Consider the following 16,426-nt stretch of genomic DNA (forward strand, 5'->3'; position numbering starts at 1 on the left):
CAGTTTAATTCCCGCTATGGGCATTTTGCCAGCCGTAAATGATAAATAATCTCGTTTGTGTTTTATCATTTGCAAACAGAGGTGTTTATGTCGGGTTCTGTATCTGAATCTGCTGATTTGCCGGGTGTCTGGTCCATTATGCGCCCTGTGCAGGGGCGGATTCGTTTTGCGATGGGGCTGGCGGGTGTCGCGGCGGTTTGTGCGCTGGGGCGTTGACGGCGCTGGCCTGGGCGGTTCATCGGTTGCTGGCGGTGCCAGACCAGTGGCCCTGGCTGCCTATGTTGCTGGCGGTGGTTTTGACGGTGCTGGCTTATGTACTGAGGCTGACGTCTTTTAATCAATCCCACTATGCGGCCTTTCGGCTGGAGACAAAGCTGCGCACTCAGCTGTCTGAGCATCTGGCGCGGTTGCCGCTGGGTTATGTGCAGCAGAGCGGTGCCGGGGCGCTGGCTAAAGTGCTGATGGAGGATGTCAAAGCCCTGCACGTGTTTGTTGCCGATAGTACACCTCTCTATGCCCGGGCTTATGTCTCGCCGGTGCTGACCTTTATTCTGCTGTGGTGGCTGGATTGGCATCTGGCTCTGGTCGCTACCGCGATACTGGTGCTGGGTGTGGCGGTTGTCTCGCTGGCGATGCGTAACAGCGGTGAGATGATGCATCAGTACAACCGGGCGGGCGAAAATGTAAGCCGTGCGGTGGTGGAGTATGTGCAGGCGATGCCTGTAGTGCGTACTTTTGATACGGGAACGGCGACCTTTGGCCGTTATCAGCAGGCGCTGGAAGCCTACAGAGATATTGTCACCCGCTGGTATCGCATGGCGGGAGTGTCATCCCGCTTGTCCCAGTTGATTCTTAGTCCTTTACCCACCCTCGCCGCGCTGATTTGGCTGGGGGGTTGGTTGCTCAGTCAGGATCATTTAGATACCGGTGTCTGGCTGGCGGTTTTGCTGGTGGGGACGGGCATGGCGGAATCACTTTTGCCCCTGATGTCGCTGAAACATCTGGTGGCTAAAACCCAGATGAGTGTTCATCGCATCCATGAAGTGCTGGCCGAGCCGGAGCTGCCGGTGCCTGAGAAAACAGCGGCCAAAACACCCGAAAATGCCAGTCTTTGCTTTGAACAGGTGGATTTTTGTTATACCCCCGATGGGGCTTTGGTGTTGCAGGATGTGAGCTTTGAGGTGCCCGCTGGCACCGTAACGGCGCTGGTGGGGCCTTCCGGTGCCGGTAAAACCACGGTGGCGCGGTTGATTCCGCGCTTCTGGGATGTGACCGGTGGCAGTATTCGTATTGGCGGTGTGGATGTGCGTGAGATGCTGCCGGAGACACTGATGCAGCAGGTGGCTTTTGTCTTCCAGGATACCTTTCTGTTTGCGGACACCCTGGCCAACAATATCCGTCTGGGCCTGCCGGAAGCCACTCTGGACGAGGTGATGGACGCAGCCAAAGCGGCTCAGGCTCATGACTTTATTATGGCGTTACCCCAGGGTTACGACACTCAGGCCGGTGAGCGGGGTGTTTTTCTGTCCGGTGGTCAGCGTCAGCGCATCACCATCGCTCGGGCGATTCTGCAAAACCGGCCCATTCTGGTGCTGGATGAAGCGACCGCCTTTGCGGACCCGGAAAACGAGGCGGCATTGGTTGCGGCACTGGCGAATCTGATGCAGGGAAAGACCGTTTTGATGGTGGCGCATCGGTTATCAACCATTCGGGATGCTGACCAGATTCTGGTGTTTGATCAGGGGCGGTTGGTGGAACGAGGGCAGCATAACGGTCTGGTGGCACAGGCGGGAGTCTATGCCCGGTTGTGGCACAACTATGAGCAGGCACAGGATTGGGCACTGACAGGAGAAAAAGTATGAGCACTGACACACCTTCCATCACGCCCTTAAAAGAAACCTGGCAGCAGTTAATGCGCGGTGCCCGTGGTCGGTCAGCACGCCTTCGGGCCAGTCTGATCGCTCTGGCGGTTGCTGCGGCTGTACAGGGGTTGGCGTTGGCCTGCATGATGCCGCTGTTCCAGAGCCTGATTCCCACTGCGGACTGGCAGGGGGCTTTGCCTTGGCTGCTGACGATGTCTGTGTTGATGTTGATTAGCTTAGGGATACGCTGGTGGGCTCAGGGATTTGATTATCAGGGGTATACGGTGGCCAATACCCATGAACTGCGAACGCTGATGGGGGAACAGCTGCGCCGTATTCCTCTGGAGTTGTTGCAGGATAAACGTGCCGGTGAGGTGAATGCCACCTTGTTAGGCAATGTGGATGAAAACCTGAATTACCTGCTGACGGTGGCGGCCATGATGGCCCATGCCCTGATCACACCCGTTGTTGTTGCTTTAGTGGCGCTGTACTTCGACTGGCGTATGGGGTTGATTCTGTTACTGGTGTTTCCTCTGCTGATTCCGCTTTACCGCTGGCGTCGGCCTGCCTTTGGGCGTGGTATGCAGATGTTGGCAGATGCTAATCAGCGTACCAGCAGTGATATTCTGGAATACACCCAGGGTTTGCCGGTACTGCGTGCTGCCTGTTGCACCGGTGAAAAGGCAGCGTACCTGAGCGGTGGTTTTCTGGAGCTGGAAAAAATCCAGACCATAGGTCAGCAGAAAGGAGCCAAGCCTAATCTGATCTTAGCAACGGTGATGGAGCTGGCGGTGCTGCTGGTGGTGTTTGCCGGTATTCTGTTTGTAGTGCAGGGATCTCTGGATATTGCCCTGCTCGCTGCCTTATTGGTGATCGTGGTGCGCTTCAGTGAGCCACTGGCAACCTTTGTGCTCTACGCCAAGGTGATCGATATTATGGAAGCGGCATTGGGTAAGATTGATGCCTTGCTGAGTATCAAACCTCTGCCACAACAGACACCGGCTCAGTTACCGGATAGCTTTGAGATCTGTTTTGAAGGGGTGGATTTCAGTTATGCCAATACAGAGTCTGCCACCCTGCAGGGTTTTAATGCCCATCTGCCAGCGTGCAGTCTTACGGCATTAGTGGGGCCTTCGGGCAGCGGTAAAACCACGATAACCCGGTTGCTGATGCGCCATGCAGACCCGCAAAAAGGCCGTATAACCATCGGGGGTGTGGAACTGCATGCCATTGAGCCGGAAAAGCTCAATGGACTGATTTCCGTGGTGTTTCAGGATGTTTATCTGTTCGATGACAGCATTCTGGCTAATATCCGTATGGCCCGGCCTGATGCCTCTGATGAGGAGGTTGAAACCGCCGCCCGCGCCGCTCACTGCCATGAGTTTATCTCCCGTTTACCTGAAGGTTATCAGACCCGTGTGGGTGATATTGGTGGACGACTCTCCGGTGGTGAACGCCAGCGGATCAGTATTGCCCGCGCCATACTTAAGGATGCGCCCATTGTGATTCTGGATGAACCCACCGCAGCACTGGATACGGAAAGTGAAGTAGCTGTGCAGGCGGCCATTGATGCTCTGGTGCGTAAGCGTACGGTGATTGTTATCGCCCATAGGCTGTCTACCATTGCGGGTGCCGATCAGATTCTGGTGATCGATCAGGGACAGTTGGCCGAATGTGGTCAGCATCATAAGCTACTTGCTAACCAGGGGCGTTACGCCAGAATGTGGCAGGCACAGCAAAGTATCAAAGCGTGGCATTTCACCTCGTCAGAGGGAGTTGTTTCATGAAGTCGTCTTCTGCCAGCATTCATCTGTTCAATATGCTTTGCATGACCGCAATGATGGTTTTTGTGCCCGTGATCGGCCCGCTGATTCGGGAATTAGGCTTAGCGGAATGGCATGGTGGCTTGATTGTCACCATTTCCGGTGTTTTTTGGATGCTGTTGGCTCGTTTTTGGGGGAGGCGGAGTGATCGCTTTGGCCGAAAACCCATTTTGCTATTAGCAGGCATCGGCTTCTCCCTCAGCTACCTGCTGCTGGCCGGGTTGTTGGATTATGCCTTAAAAACGCCCTTATCCTTGTTTGCCTTGCTGCTGATGATGATTCTGTTCAGAGGCTTGATGGGGGTGTTTTTTGCCGGTGTGCCGCCCGTTTGTGCGGCACAAATTGCCGACACTCATCCGCCGGATGAACGTGCGCCTGCAATGGCTAAATTGGGTGCTTCTGGCGCATTAGGCATGGTTTTTGGGCCTTTGTTGGCCGGTGTGTTGGCGCAATACACGGATCTGGTGATGCCTTTGTATCTGGCTGCTGTGCTGCCACTGCTGGCGGTTGGTCTGCTGGCATGGATGTTACCCGGTACAACCCCTGTGGAGAACCAGCAGTCCCCAAGGGTCAAACTCATGGATCACCGAATTCGTTTACCCCTGCTGGCAATGTTTCTGGCGATGGGCAGCGTGATTATTTCCCAGATGACGGTTGGTTTTTATGCGCTGGATCGCCTGCATCTGGATGCTTTGCAGGCCGCCAGAATGGCCGGTTTAGCAATGACCGGAGTTGGGGTCACCCTGATACTGGTTCAGGTGGTGTTATCGAAGGCTAAACAGGTTAATAGCCTGAAGGTGCTCTTGTGGGGGGCGTTATTGGCCTGTGGCGGCTTTTTATTGGTGACGCTATGGATCAGTCAGGCGGGATTGTTGGTCAGCTATTGCATTATGGCGGCGGGTCTTGGTCTGGTGTTTCCCTCCGTACAGGCATTAACGGCCAACAGCGTTGAATCCCATGAGCAGGGAACCGCAGCTGGAACACTGGCCGCAGTGCAAGGGTTAGCGATGGTTATCATGCCCCTGATTTGCACCCTGTTTTATGAGATAAACCCCATCTTGCCTTATCTGATCGCCGCTGCTTTGTTATTACTGCTGAGTATAGGCTTCGCCGTGTACCGGCCCTTGGTCAAACAACCTGATGAGGTGCCGGTTAATAGCTAGTGTTGCCGGAGTACGCGCAGGTTATAAAAAAGAACCCCGGTTAGTGATAACCGGGGTTTTTTATTACCGTAAAACCCGTTACTAAGGAGACAAGAAAAACAGAGATCGAGTCTATATGCTTGCTGAGCTTTACCAGCATGTTAATCACGGAGAAATATCGTCTTGCCTAGGGCAAGCGCGCCTGAAAATCTGGCACAACCGGGGAATCAGATGTAAAACGGAGTCGAAAGACTCAAGAATAGGAACAAAAAGGCACTCTTTGGCTCAAAAGCAGGCTGGTAACGACTTAAGCTAGTGAGCTGATGAGTTACACAGAGGTTCTGTTGATGGATTGTGTATTTTACGAAGTACCGCAACTTTTTTAATCACAAAAAATTGTACATTGTTACAGCTGTTAGCAATCCATGGCATTGCTGAAGCTGTATTGTAACTGAAAGTCTGATTAAGGGATCACATGATTAAGCGCTTTGCACGTCCACTATTATGGGTTGGATTGACTGTTTTGTTTGTTCTTGCTGCGATGGCAGCATTGGTTGCTCTGATGGAACATAAATCCGGTGCCCGGCCTGATGTGGAGCTGAAGACACTTGATGAAAAGGTGGTTACGCTTGACCAGATAGCTGACGGTAAACCTATGGTGGTAAATATTTGGGCAACCTGGTGTCCACCCTGTATTCGTGAGATGCCTCTGTTGGAGCAGGCTCAGAAGGCGAATCCTGATATTGTCTTTGTTTTTGTCAATCAGGGTGAGCACTCTGAAACAGTAAGTGCCTTTCTGGATAACGCTGATCTGGATCTTACTTATGTGCTGTTAGACAATAGAGGGCAGCTGGCACAAGTGACAGCCAGTATGGCACTGCCCACAACGCTGTTTTATAACGCTGAGGGCGAACAGGCAGATGTGCATCGTGGAGAGCTAACTGAGAGTGATTTATCTGTATTATTGGAGCAGATATTACAGCTCTGATTTAGGCGGTTTAGGCAGGTGAATCCTGAGCCGAAAACAGAGATAATAGCCACTGCCAGAATTTAATTACCCGAACGGAAATACGGCCCGATATGAGTAAATCGTTACAGGATCAGCTATTAAGCGCTGGCTTAACCAATAAGAAGAAGGTTAAGCAAGCGGAAAACCACAAGAAAAAGCAGGCAAAGGTTAAGCGTACAACAGGTCAGGAAGATGAGGTTAAGCTACGCGCAGAGCAGCAGCGTAAAGAGAAGGCAGAGCGTGATCGCCTGCTGAATCTTGAGCGTAAGGCTGAGGAAGAGAAAAAAGCTATCAAAGCCCAGGTAAAGCAACTGATTGAGATGAACCGGTTATCAAACTCTGCCGGTGATATTGCCCATAACTTTATTATGGATAAGAAAGTCAAAAAGATTAACGTAACGGCCAAAATTTCCGATCAGTTGGCTAAAGGGCGTTTGGCAATTGCTGAGCTTGAAGGGCGTTATGACCTGATACCTCCAAAGGTAGCAGAGAAAATTCTGCAGCGTGAGCCGGATTGGCCCATTGTACTGAATGAGAAAGCGCCGGATACCGGTGATGCAGAAGAAGATGACCCGTATGCTGATTTCCAGATTCCGGATGACCTGATGTGGTAATAGCCGACAGACGAATAAGAAGCCTGCATTGCGGGCTTTTTTTATGCTTGAATGATTCGGAATTGCTGCTAAATCAATTAGTAAGAAACCGATACCTGATAGGCTGTAAGGGAGTCATTACAGGAGGTGTCTATGTCTGCCCGCTATAGCTTTAGTTCTGATGAGATCAATGAAGCGATCAACATTCTAGAGCACGCGATTGTCAGCCATCGAAGCTGGTATGAGTCTCTTCTGGAGGGTTTGGTTTGTCATCAGCCTTTCAGCGAACAGGTCATGGACCCTCTGGCTCATACCAAATGCGGCTTTGGTTGCTGGTATTACCGAAATGTTTCCGAGGCGATTCGCACTACTCCCGAGTTTTCGGTTCTCGAATCTACCCATAAAGAGGTGCATGACGTGGCACGGGATCTGGTGCTTCAGTATCAGCAAAATCAGCAGGTTTCGCTAGAAGAGTTTCGCACCCTAAACTGCTGCAAAGCAGAGCTGGATCAGTTGTTGGGCCGTATGCACGATTCTATTGTAGAGCAGCAAAACTCATTTGATCCCCTGACGGGCCTGATTAATCGTCGCTCTTTGGGTCTGGTTCTGGATAAGAACCATGCCCAGTCCATTCGCAACCATACCCCCTATGTATTGGCGATGTTGGATATCGACTTTTTTAAAAGGGTGAATGATACCTACGGTCACTTAGCGGGTGATGAGGTCTTAAAAGCGATCTCCCGCTCCCTTAATGAATCCCTGAGGGAGGCTGACTCTGTAGGGCGATATGGTGGTGAGGAGTTCCTGTTACTGTTGCCGGATACCAGCTCTGGCGTTGCGCAGCAGGTGCTGGACCGTTTGCGACAGAGGTTAAGTGAGCTGAAGGTGGTTTATGAGGGCCAGGTGATCTCACTGACGGTCTCAATTGGTTATGCCAGCTTCTCTCCTGGCAAGGTCGTTTGGGAGCTGGTCAAGGGTGCGGATCAGGCGCTCTATCAGGCGAAAAAGAATGGCCGTAATCAGGTGGTCGCCCACCGGGACGACCTCCTTTGTTAGCATTGGTGGATTAACGTGTTAGCGCTGAATGATCAAAGTGCTTTTAGCAACTTTTGTGCGGTCAGGGCAGAACTCATCGGGTTCTGTCCGCTGATCAGCAGGCCGTCCTGTACAGCAAAAGCCTGCCAATCGCCGGCTTTCTGAAAGTCACTACCGCGTTTAATAAACTCATCTTCCAGCAGAAATGGCACCACATCGGTCAGTTGAACAGCGTCTTCTTCACTGTTCGTAAAGCCGGAAACCGCCTTACCTTTCACTGCATAGTCGCCTGAGGCATCTTTAATATTCAGCAGTGCTGCAGAGGCGTGGCATACCGTCGCCACGGGTTTCTGTGTCGCCAGAAAACGTTCGATCAGTGCGATAGACGTTGGGTTGTTCGTCAGGTCCCACAGTGGGCCGTGACCTCCCGGATAAAATACGGCATCAAAATCATCAGCGTTGATATCTGCCAGTTTCAGGGTATTAGCGATCTGAGCCTTCGCATCAGCATCCTGATCGAAACGTCGGGTAGCGTCAGTCTGAAAGTCTTCCAGTTCACTTTTGGGATCAACCGGAGGCTGGCCGCCAGCTGGAGACGTAAGTGTGACCTGTACACCGGCATCAACCAGTGCATAGTAAGGTGCGGCAAACTCTTCCACCCAGAAACCTGTTGTTTCACCTGTATCGCCCAGCGCTGAGTGAGAGGTTAAAACCATTAGTACTTTTTTATCGCTTAATGCGCTCATAATTCATATCTCCCGGAACCCTATCTAAGGGCTCCCTGGTTAAGTGTTTTCAGGTGACCTGAGGTCTTGTCAGGCAGTTTATGCCTCTAATATGAATTGAACAATATGAGCAAAATTGACTTTAATAGTTTAATTATTGATACAATATAGGTGGTGTTGTGTTGCAACCCTCAAGCCGGATACGGGCCTTAAGATGAATATTTCGTTTGAACAGTTAAAAAGTATGGTGGTGTTTGCTCAGGTTGTGGAGCAGGGCAATCTGACAGCTGCGGCCAAGCGCCTTGGGCTTTCCCGTGCGGTGGTGAGCTATCATATAAAGAAACTGGAAGAACAGCTTGAGGTGAAGTTGCTGAACCGTTCTACCCGGGCGATCAATTTGACCGAGGCCGGTTCGGTTTATTATCAGTCCTGCCGGATTATTGCAGAGCAGGCGCTGCAGGCTCAGCAGCAGATGGAAGCGTTGAAAGATGAACCCCAGGGGCTGATTAAAATTACCTGTCCGGTCAATGCCGGGCTCCAGCTGGTGGTGCCTGCGCTGAATGAGTTCCGAAGCCTTTACCCTAAGATTGAGCTGGATGTGATGCTCAGTGATGAAATCATCAATATCATGCAGGAGGGGATTGATCTGGCGATTCGGGGTGCGCCCCTGCCAGATTCCGGCCTGCAGGCCGCTCGTTTAACAACCCTGTCCACCTGTTTGTGTGGTGCGCCGTCCTATTTTAAAAAGCACGGACGACCCACAAATCCAACTGAGTTGGCCCATCATCGCTGGGTAATCTATAAGCGAACTTCCGATGTGCTGACCTTACGAAAGGGGGAACGTTCATACAGCGTGGCTTTAAAAGGCGGAGTAAGTACCAACAATGCGGCAGCGCGCACAGCGTTTATTGAGGGTGGGCACGGGTTGGGACGTATTCCCTTGTACGATGCCTGGCCGAGAATAGAAGCCGGCCACCTTGAAACCATTATGGATGACTTTGAACTGAGCCCTATCGATATCTATGGGGTCTTTCCACCGGGCAATGCAGCCTCTAAGAAACTGAGGCTGCTGCTGGACTTTCTCAGGGAATACTTTGTTCGCCTCGAACACCCGTTGACCGGTATTGTTCGCTAAATGGCTGGTCTTCTATGGGAGATGCTTCTCTGGCCGGTTTAATCGTTACGGTAGATGGTTTCAATAAGATGAAAACCAAATTTGGTTTTTACCGGCCCGTGTACTTTCAGGACAGGCTTCGTAAAAACAACATTATCGAAAGGCTTTACCATAGCGCCGCGACGGAACTCTCCAAGATCACCGCCTTTCTTACCGGATGGACAGAGAGAGTGTTGTTTGGCCAGTTTGGCAAAATCACCACCCACTGCCAGCTTCTTTTTGATCACTTCCGCCTGTTCCCGGGTTTTAACCAGAATGTGTCGTGCGCAGGCCGTGGCCATGATGGTGTCCTCTGAGGTTGTCACTGCAGTAACAGTAAAATAGCAGTGGTAAGTAATGATTCAGCAAAAGCAGTTCGCCGGAAAGGCGGCCATTATAGCCATTTTTTCCGGCGAAGCAGCAATGTCAGAACTATTGCAGAGCTGAACAGACCACCGCTGACCCACCAGAAGGCATTAGGGTATCTGCCCCCGGCATGCCGCCAACGTTGATGCCCAGTAGCCTGATGGGGAATCAGGCTGGCCGGTAGGGCAGATCTTATGCGCTGATCGCTTCCGTCAGTGCTGTACGGGCCTCATTGACTGGTGCTTCGCCAGCAGCAACACCTGCCGCCTGAATCAATCTGAGATCCTGCAGGCCTACAAAGTTAAGCGCTACCTTCAGATAAGTATCCTGATGATTCAGGAATGCGATTGGGGTGTGCGGACGGTAGTCACCACCACTTGCTGTGATCACATACACCGGGCGATCTTTCAGCAGGCCTTGTGGCCCCTGCTCTGTATATTGAAAGGTTTCGCCAACACGGGCAATCTGATCGATCCAGGTTTTCAGGCCGGAAGTGATACTGAAGTTGTGCATGGGTGACGCGATCACAATCTCATCAGCTGCACGCAGCTCAGCAATCAGTTCGTCAGATACGGTCAGTGCTTTTTTCTGAGCCTCAGAACGCTGTTCCGCCGGCGTATAGAAAGCACCTATGGTTTCTTCTGTCAGGTGGGGTGGTGGGTTAACGCCGACATCCCGATTAATAATGGCACTTTGGGGATTAGTATTCCGCCATTTTTCAATAAATTCAGTGGTCAGGTCCCGGGTGATGGACTGACTGCGTTTAGGGCTGGAGTGAATCACAAGTAGATTTTTCATGGTATTTCCTCTGTAAATTAGCAGACAAGGGGCTTCCTGAGTAGAGAAAGGTGTTGTCCGTTATATTCAATTCTTATTATTTTACTCCTAACAAAAAGAAAGAAAATTGCATTAAATAGTGTTATATATTCTGTAAATTAGAAATGTTTGAGCTTAAACTCGAAAAAATTGAAAGGTTTAGGCGTATCCACCGGTTAAATTGAGTGAAAATCTAATGGCGGGACATAAAACAACTCTGGAGCAATGGCGTATTCTGCAGGCCGTGGTGGATCACGGTGGTTATGCCCATGCGGCAGATGCTCTGCACCGTAGCCAGTCGTCACTGAACCATGCCGTAAAAAAGCTTGAGCATCAGCTGGGTGTTCAGGTTCTGGAAGTTAAAGGCCGAAAGGCATTTCTGACCGATGCCGGAGAAGCCCTGTTACGGCGCTCACGGGTGTTGACGGAAACAGCAGAAAGACTGGAAAAACTGGCCGAGAATATTGATATGGGCTGGGAGCCCCAGCTGAGTCTCTGTGTCGAGGCGATCTATCCACGGGATCTGCTATTTCGGGCGCTGGCACGCTTTTACCCTGAAAGCCGTGGGACCCGTATTCGGATTATCGATACGGTTCTTACCGGTAGCGTAGAGCAGATCGTCAATAATAGTGTCGATCTGGCAATTACCGGTCATGTGCCTAAGGGCTACACTTCAGAAGAGTTATGCCGGGTCGAGTTTATGTTAGTGACGCATCACACCCATGAGTTAGCGGCTCAGGGGCAGACAATCAGCCAGCAGGAACTGGTTGAGCATATGCAGGTGGTGATTAAAGATAATGCCCTTAAACCTTTTGAATCACAGGGCTGGCTTAAATCAGAGCAGCGCTGGACAGTGGACAGCTTTGAGCGGGCAAAGCAGATTCTCAAGCATGGCCTGGGTTTTTGCTGGTTACCACGGCACGAGGTGCTGCAGGAACTGGCCAGCGGCGAGCTGGTGGCACTGGATGTGGATTTTTCCTCCACCCGAACGGCAACCGCTAGCCTGGTTATTCCTGATCCAGACCTTTTAGGCCCGGGGGCAGACGTTTGTATGAGATTCTGATGGAAGAGGGACGCACGGCCAACTGCAAAAAGCACTTGCAGCGCCTGGGTGTACATCAGAGTGAAGAGGTCTAACCTATTTCAGCGAGGAGATCTGTATCCTGTCTGTTTAAGGGCATATCTATGGCCGTAAAGCTTAGGCTATAATTGCAGGTATTATGAATCAATAGGAGTAAGCAATGGTTCTTCAACGGTTAGGGACTCTTGTTTCACGGGCCATACAGCTGATGGCTTTCAGTCTGGTGTTATCCGGTACCGTACTGGCTAATGACAGGGCGTTGTTGCAGGCCACTATCGACATGGATCGCCAGTATATCCCCGCACTGATCTATATAGAGCAGGGGGATCGTGAGTCCGCCCGTGACGCCATGATGACATTCTCTGAACAATGGAGTGCCTTTGTCACGACTTTTGCGGTTAACAGTGATGATCCTGAATGGCCGCACTTTCTGGATATCGCATCCGGTATGGTTAGTGAAGCTTTTATGGATGTCCAGGAAGGTGAGCTGGAAGATGCCAGGAAGCAGCTGAGGGCAGTAACCGTAACCTTGCACGGACTGCGTGAGCGCAATGGTATTGGTTACTATATTGATGATTTGAATGCTTATAAGTCTTACATGGACGCGCTGATTGCTACGGCGGACAATAAGAAGGGCAGGTTGTTCACCAGAGCTCAAATCCGGGTACTGCAAAAAAACTGGGCTCAGGTTTGGCCTCGTTGGGAAGCGATCCGCCACCATGTCAGTCGGGCGGATTTTGATCAGCAGTTGTTTGGTTTTACGGATGACCGTTTTGTTGAATTAAAACGGGCTGTAGCTCAGGAACAGATGGCCTTGAACAGACTGCGTCAGGCACTGCGCACCGGCACACATCAGGAGATGGCTGATGCTGCTATCGGTCTGGAAGCTGGTTTTATGCGGACATACCGAGCCTTTGGTGATATGCCTTTCGAGTAGATTGTGTACAGGCAAGAGTTCTGAGGTTTGAAACCGTTCAGGCCGTTAAGAAAGAGGCGCGATGTTTTACATCGGGCCTCTTTTTTTTTGTTTCCTGCTTTATAGCAGACAGAGTGTCTGTCCGGAAAAAGTGGCCCTGTCCGAGGGGATAAAAACCTAAGGGCGAGATTGAAATTCTTTGATGGGCGAAGAGGAAACTGCCGGTTAAGTCTGGTCAGCGTTATTCGGTCAGATATTGGTGAATTGTTGCACAATCTGACACCACTCGTCGGAACACGGCATAAATCCATGCCCTAGAGTCACTGCACAGGGTTTATGCACAGAATTGTGCACCGAAACTGTGGACAACTTTTCGGTGGCTTCACCTTGCAGGAGACTCACAGGACAAATTCTGCGGTGGCTCTTCTTCTTTTACCGTTCAGGCTGGCGGGGATTCCCCGAGCCGTTAATGATATTTGGTTGTGATACCTATTTATGTTTTTGTGCCATCTTTGTGTGTTTGTTTTGGCACTCCCCCATAAGTAGGAGTGCCATGGAAGGCAGAGAGAAGCGCTGTTACACTAGCGTTAAATGGTACGCATATAGTGCGGCTTATAAACATAAGAAAGGCTAGGTCATGTATAACTTTAGTTTTCAGAACCCAACCAAACTGATTTTTGGCGAAGGCCAGATTAGCAAAATTGCTTCCTCAATTCCGAAAGATAAAAAGGTACTGGTGATCTACGGCGGAGGCAGTATTAAAAACAATGGTGTCTACGATCAGGTTAGCGCAGCTTTGGCGGAGCACCAATGGAGTGAATTTGGCGGTATTGAGCCTAACCCCGGTTTTCACACCTGCCTGAAAGCCCTGGAGCAGATTAAAGCTGACGGCAGTGAATTTCTGCTGGCGGTTGGTGGTGGCTCCGTGGCGGATGCCACTAAGTTTATTGCCGGTGCCGCCTGTTTTGACGGTGATCCCCTGACGATCTTGACCGAAGGTGCCAAAGTGCGTAAGGCACTGCCTTTGGGCGTGGTACTGACTCTTCCGGCTACGGGCTCTGAAAGCAATCCTAACGGTGTTGTAACCCGTTACGAAACCCAGGATAAAATGCCCTTCTACAGTCGTGCCCTGTACCCTCAGTTTGCGGTACTTGACCCGACCGTAACCTACTCTTTGCCGGAGAAACAGGTTGCAAACGGCATTGTTGATGCTTTTGTCCATACCATTGAACAGTATCTGACGTTTCCGGTGGGAGCTGATCTTCAGGATCGCTTTGCGGAAGGTATCCTGCGCACCCTGATCGATAATGGCCCCAAAGCGCTGTCAGAGCCCAAAAACTATAATGTGCGGGCTAATGTTATGTGGTCTGCCACTATGGCCCTGAATGGATTGATCGGTCTGGCGGTGCCTCAGGATTGGTCTACGCACTTTATTGGCCATGAGTTGACTGCGCTGCACGGGCTGGATCACGGTCAGACGCTAGCCGTCGTTCTGCCGGGAATGATGGAAGAAAAGCGGGAGCAAAAACGAGAGAAGCTCCTGCAATATGCCCGTGAAGTACTGGCTATTGAGCATGGTACAGAGAATGAACGTATTGACCGTGCTATCGAAGAGACCCGTGCTTTCTTTGAGTCGTTGGGCGTGCAAACACGACTGAGCGATTACGGTATTGGTGAGAACGATATTCCGCCGATGATTGAAGCGCTGAAAAAGCACAATATGGTCGCCCTGGGTGAGCATCAGGATGTAACCCCGGAGGTTAGCGCTGCTGTCCTTAAACGCTGCCTGTAAATAAGCCTGCAACCCTCGCACAAAAAATGATCTGTCGAACAGGCGTGCGGGGGCATCTGTCAGGTCGTTCAGTCAGGTAATAAAGTATCGGGATAAAAAAGCCCGGCCTGCAGCGAGAGATGCAGCCGGGCAAATAACTTTCCGAGGGATAAAACAACATACGCTTTTCGTTGGAAAAGCATTTTCACAACCGTTGCACGACGGTCGTAAAAAATGGCCCGGTAAATGCGGATTACCGGGCCAAAGGGTGTCCGGTCAGCAGGGTGTCGAAATGACCGGTGTCGATCACCTGAGTATTCATCACAAGCAAGTATGAATCAGAGGGGAAACCTCAGGTGCCATCCACGGTGTAAATAATAGATAACCGGCCTTTGATTAAAAATCTTACCGGATCAATATAAAGTTTTGCTTGCAACAAACTTTTGTCGTATTTATTTCCTGAATAAAATATCCTGTCAGATATCGGGTATCTGATAGCTTCCTTTGATACACTAGCTTCTTCCGTATGCACAGCATAACTCCATCTTATTTATCAGGCAGTTGCAGTTTTCTATGAGCGCTAAGAGTGTAAAAAACTACTCACTGGGGCAGGTGGGTGACTATGAGATTAAACAGCTCAAAGTTTTTAAAACCGTCGCCGACTGCGGAGGCTTTTCCGCTGCAGAAACCGCGCTGAATATCGGTCGCTCCACCATCAGTCTGCATATCTCGAATCTTGAATCCCGACTGAACCTTGTGCTGTGTAAGCGCGGGCGTTCCGGCTTCTCCCTGACGGAAGAGGGAGAGGTGATCTACAAGATGACGGAGAATCTGCTGGATTCACTGGATGCGTTCCGCATGACGGTCAACAACCTTAACTCCAGTCTGACCGGTCGTCTGAAAATTGTTCTGTCCGATACCGTAAGTCTTGATCCGCGCTTGGCATTTCCTGACCTGATCGGCATCTTCGCCGATGAAGCCCCCGGCGTTCATCTGGCCAATGATGTCGCCTCCATGGCTGAAATTGAGCGCATGGTGCTGAATGACCGGGCCGATGTTGGTTTTATTCCCTGCCACCGCAAGCTGGAAGGGCTGGACTACATCGACCTGTTCAGTGATACCTGCCGCCTCTATATCAGTCGTAAGCATCCTGTGGCAGCACTGCCGGAAGATGAACTCACCGATGACCTGGTGAACAGCCTGCCACTGGTTCACGCCGGTCTTAAGCCCCATGAATCGGTTGATGAGCTGATGACAGGACTGAACCGTGCCGCTGAGGCTTACTTCTACGAAGGCCGACTGGCGATGATACTATCCGGCAAGTTTATCGGCTTCCTGCCAGAGGGCTACGCCCAGTCCTACGTGGATGACGGGTTGATCCAGCCCCTGACACCGGAAGAGCGTTATTACGTACTGCCCATGACCGTCATCTGGAAGAAAACCGCACAGCCGAGTAAACCGCGGGAGTTATTTCTGAAGATATTGCGTGAACGCTTTAATACCGGTGAGGGTGAGGGCTAAACACTGACTCTTGTTGATCTGTTCCCGCTATATGGCAGGCTTTGTTTGTGCTAATTACACCTGCTAAGAATAATGGGATTAAACTCATTGTAGATCGGTTTTCGAGGTAGGGTGAATGAACAAAAAGAAACAGGTCACGGAGACACTGGGTGATAAATTGCTCCAGTCTGTCAAAGAGATGAAAGCTGGTAAGGCAGCGCGGGTAAATTATGTTGCAAAAGAAGGTCAGAGAGCGGCTGGCAAGGCTACATAAATCTTGTTTGTTATCGTCCCATCTAAACCTCGTTCCCACCGCTCCGTGTGGGAATGCATACCTTGTAACCGTCACACTCTTGTCTTTCCTCGTAGGTCGGATAAGCGCCAAAAGCAGAACGATCAAATTGCAAAAACGTGATTGGCGCGCCATCCGACATTTAATGGTTCTGGTTGTCTGAGAAGCTCTCCTGCGCATCGATGGTCAACGTCGGATGGCGCCTACGGCTTATCCGACCTTGTATCTCTCCTGGAACTGAGGTTAGCTACCTCTGTTCCGATGAGTCTGGTGATGTTGATTCCGACCTTAGCACTTGATGCTGTCTTGTAGATGAACGCCCAGACTCTTTTATTCTCATAC

The 16,426-nt window shown here is 50.8% G+C and carries 16 protein-coding genes; 13 read left to right on the plus strand and 3 right to left on the minus strand.

Annotated features, from left to right (window positions below):
• The first annotated feature begins 87 nt into the window (after positions 1-87).
• The 7 genes from BTA35_RS18740 to BTA35_RS16005 all read left to right on the plus strand — a co-directional run bounded on the left by BTA35_RS18740 (position 88) and on the right by BTA35_RS16005 (position 7,485).
• Positions 88-216, plus strand: a complete 129-nt coding sequence (locus BTA35_RS18740) for a hypothetical protein (protein WP_274378439.1) — start codon at positions 88-90, stop codon at positions 214-216.
• On the plus strand, positions 198-1,862 hold the full coding sequence (locus BTA35_RS15980; RefSeq protein ID WP_238377618.1) for an ABC transporter ATP-binding protein: 1,665 nt from the start codon (positions 198-200) through the stop codon (positions 1,860-1,862). The genes BTA35_RS18740 and BTA35_RS15980 overlap by 19 nt, the downstream gene beginning before the upstream one ends.
• A complete protein-coding gene (locus tag BTA35_RS15985; protein WP_078320814.1) occupies positions 1,859-3,649 on the plus strand; it encodes an ABC transporter ATP-binding protein in 1,791 nt (596 codons plus the stop codon). The genes BTA35_RS15980 and BTA35_RS15985 overlap by 4 nt, the downstream gene beginning before the upstream one ends.
• On the plus strand, positions 3,646-4,848 hold the full coding sequence (locus BTA35_RS15990) for an MFS transporter (RefSeq protein WP_078320815.1): 1,203 nt from the start codon (positions 3,646-3,648) through the stop codon (positions 4,846-4,848). The genes BTA35_RS15985 and BTA35_RS15990 overlap by 4 nt, the downstream gene beginning before the upstream one ends.
• A 454-nt stretch (positions 4,849-5,302) precedes the next feature.
• Positions 5,303-5,815, plus strand: coding sequence for a TlpA family protein disulfide reductase (locus tag BTA35_RS15995; RefSeq protein WP_078320816.1), 513 nt, complete (start codon positions 5,303-5,305; stop codon positions 5,813-5,815).
• A 92-nt stretch (positions 5,816-5,907) separates the two neighbouring features.
• Complete coding sequence (locus BTA35_RS16000) at positions 5,908-6,450, plus strand: DUF2058 domain-containing protein (RefSeq protein ID WP_078320817.1); 543 nt, start codon at positions 5,908-5,910, stop codon at positions 6,448-6,450.
• 132 nt (positions 6,451-6,582) lie between these two features.
• The gene (locus BTA35_RS16005; RefSeq protein WP_078320818.1) at positions 6,583-7,485 is read left to right on the plus strand and encodes a sensor domain-containing diguanylate cyclase; all 903 of its coding nucleotides are present in this window, start codon (positions 6,583-6,585) and stop codon (positions 7,483-7,485) included.
• Between the two features lie 32 nt (positions 7,486-7,517).
• Here BTA35_RS16005 and BTA35_RS16010 read toward each other — a convergent pair whose 3' ends face one another.
• Entirely contained in the window at positions 7,518-8,210 is a 693-nt protein-coding gene (locus tag BTA35_RS16010; protein ID WP_238377619.1) for a type 1 glutamine amidotransferase domain-containing protein, read from the minus strand.
• Positions 8,211-8,403: 193 nt separating this feature from the next.
• Here BTA35_RS16010 and BTA35_RS16015 point away from each other — a divergent pair, with 193 nt between their 5' ends.
• Positions 8,404-9,324, plus strand: coding sequence for a LysR family transcriptional regulator (locus BTA35_RS16015; protein ID WP_078320819.1), 921 nt, complete (start codon positions 8,404-8,406; stop codon positions 9,322-9,324).
• 38 nt (positions 9,325-9,362) lie between these two features.
• Here BTA35_RS16015 and BTA35_RS16020 read toward each other — a convergent pair whose 3' ends face one another.
• Together BTA35_RS16020 and BTA35_RS16025 are read right to left on the minus strand one after the other, a co-directional pair.
• Positions 9,363-9,644, minus strand: coding sequence for a peptidylprolyl isomerase (locus BTA35_RS16020; RefSeq protein ID WP_078320820.1), 282 nt, complete (start codon positions 9,642-9,644; stop codon positions 9,363-9,365).
• Between the two features lie 256 nt (positions 9,645-9,900).
• Complete coding sequence (locus BTA35_RS16025; protein ID WP_078320821.1) at positions 9,901-10,506, minus strand: FMN-dependent NADH-azoreductase; 606 nt, start codon at positions 10,504-10,506, stop codon at positions 9,901-9,903.
• A gap of 214 nt (positions 10,507-10,720) precedes the next feature.
• Here BTA35_RS16025 and BTA35_RS16030 point away from each other — a divergent pair, with 214 nt between their 5' ends.
• The 5 genes from BTA35_RS16030 to BTA35_RS17975 all read left to right on the plus strand — a co-directional run bounded on the left by BTA35_RS16030 (position 10,721) and on the right by BTA35_RS17975 (position 16,066).
• Positions 10,721-11,587: a LysR family transcriptional regulator gene (locus BTA35_RS16030; RefSeq protein ID WP_078320822.1), complete on the plus strand. Its 867-nt coding sequence runs from the start codon at positions 10,721-10,723 to the stop codon at positions 11,585-11,587.
• Between the two features lie 178 nt (positions 11,588-11,765).
• The gene (locus BTA35_RS16035) at positions 11,766-12,542 is read left to right on the plus strand and encodes a hypothetical protein (protein ID WP_078320823.1); all 777 of its coding nucleotides are present in this window, start codon (positions 11,766-11,768) and stop codon (positions 12,540-12,542) included.
• A gap of 616 nt (positions 12,543-13,158) precedes the next feature.
• Positions 13,159-14,313, plus strand: a complete 1,155-nt coding sequence (locus BTA35_RS16040; protein ID WP_078320824.1) for an iron-containing alcohol dehydrogenase — start codon at positions 13,159-13,161, stop codon at positions 14,311-14,313.
• A 552-nt stretch (positions 14,314-14,865) separates the two neighbouring features.
• Entirely contained in the window at positions 14,866-15,813 is a 948-nt protein-coding gene (locus tag BTA35_RS16045) for a LysR family transcriptional regulator (RefSeq protein ID WP_078320825.1), read from the plus strand.
• Positions 15,814-15,928: 115 nt separating this feature from the next.
• The gene (locus BTA35_RS17975) at positions 15,929-16,066 is read left to right on the plus strand and encodes a hypothetical protein (protein ID WP_160055282.1); all 138 of its coding nucleotides are present in this window, start codon (positions 15,929-15,931) and stop codon (positions 16,064-16,066) included.
• Positions 16,067-16,426 lie beyond the last annotated feature (360 nt).

Origin of the sequence: Oceanospirillum linum (assembly GCF_001995095.2) — a bacterium.
In the GTDB taxonomy this organism is placed as follows: domain Bacteria; phylum Pseudomonadota; class Gammaproteobacteria; order Pseudomonadales; family Halomonadaceae; genus Oceanospirillum; species Oceanospirillum linum.

Excerpts from the sequence above, each read along its gene's own strand:
- BTA35_RS18740 (WP_274378439.1), top strand. The coding sequence starts at position 88 with ATGTCGGGTTCTGTATCTGAATCTGCTGATTTGCCGGGTGTCTGGTCC.
- BTA35_RS15985 (WP_078320814.1), top strand. The coding sequence starts at position 1,859 with ATGAGCACTGACACACCTTCCATCACGCCCTTAAAAGAAACCTGGCAG.
- BTA35_RS15990 (WP_078320815.1), top strand. The coding sequence starts at position 3,646 with ATGAAGTCGTCTTCTGCCAGCATTCATCTGTTCAATATGCTTTGCATG.
- BTA35_RS15995 (WP_078320816.1), top strand. The coding sequence starts at position 5,303 with ATGATTAAGCGCTTTGCACGTCCACTATTATGGGTTGGATTGACTGTT.
- BTA35_RS16000 (WP_078320817.1), top strand. The coding sequence starts at position 5,908 with ATGAGTAAATCGTTACAGGATCAGCTATTAAGCGCTGGCTTAACCAAT.
- BTA35_RS16005 (WP_078320818.1), top strand. The coding sequence starts at position 6,583 with ATGTCTGCCCGCTATAGCTTTAGTTCTGATGAGATCAATGAAGCGATC.
- BTA35_RS16010 (WP_238377619.1), bottom strand. The coding sequence starts at position 8,210 with ATGAGCGCATTAAGCGATAAAAAAGTACTAATGGTTTTAACCTCTCAC.
- BTA35_RS16015 (WP_078320819.1), top strand. The coding sequence starts at position 8,404 with ATGAATATTTCGTTTGAACAGTTAAAAAGTATGGTGGTGTTTGCTCAG.
- BTA35_RS16020 (WP_078320820.1), bottom strand. The coding sequence starts at position 9,644 with ATGGCCACGGCCTGCGCACGACACATTCTGGTTAAAACCCGGGAACAG.
- BTA35_RS16025 (WP_078320821.1), bottom strand. The coding sequence starts at position 10,506 with ATGAAAAATCTACTTGTGATTCACTCCAGCCCTAAACGCAGTCAGTCC.
- BTA35_RS16030 (WP_078320822.1), top strand. The coding sequence starts at position 10,721 with ATGGCGGGACATAAAACAACTCTGGAGCAATGGCGTATTCTGCAGGCC.
- BTA35_RS16035 (WP_078320823.1), top strand. The coding sequence starts at position 11,766 with ATGGTTCTTCAACGGTTAGGGACTCTTGTTTCACGGGCCATACAGCTG.
- BTA35_RS16040 (WP_078320824.1), top strand. The coding sequence starts at position 13,159 with ATGTATAACTTTAGTTTTCAGAACCCAACCAAACTGATTTTTGGCGAA.
- BTA35_RS16045 (WP_078320825.1), top strand. The coding sequence starts at position 14,866 with ATGAGCGCTAAGAGTGTAAAAAACTACTCACTGGGGCAGGTGGGTGAC.
- BTA35_RS17975 (WP_160055282.1), top strand. The coding sequence starts at position 15,929 with ATGAACAAAAAGAAACAGGTCACGGAGACACTGGGTGATAAATTGCTC.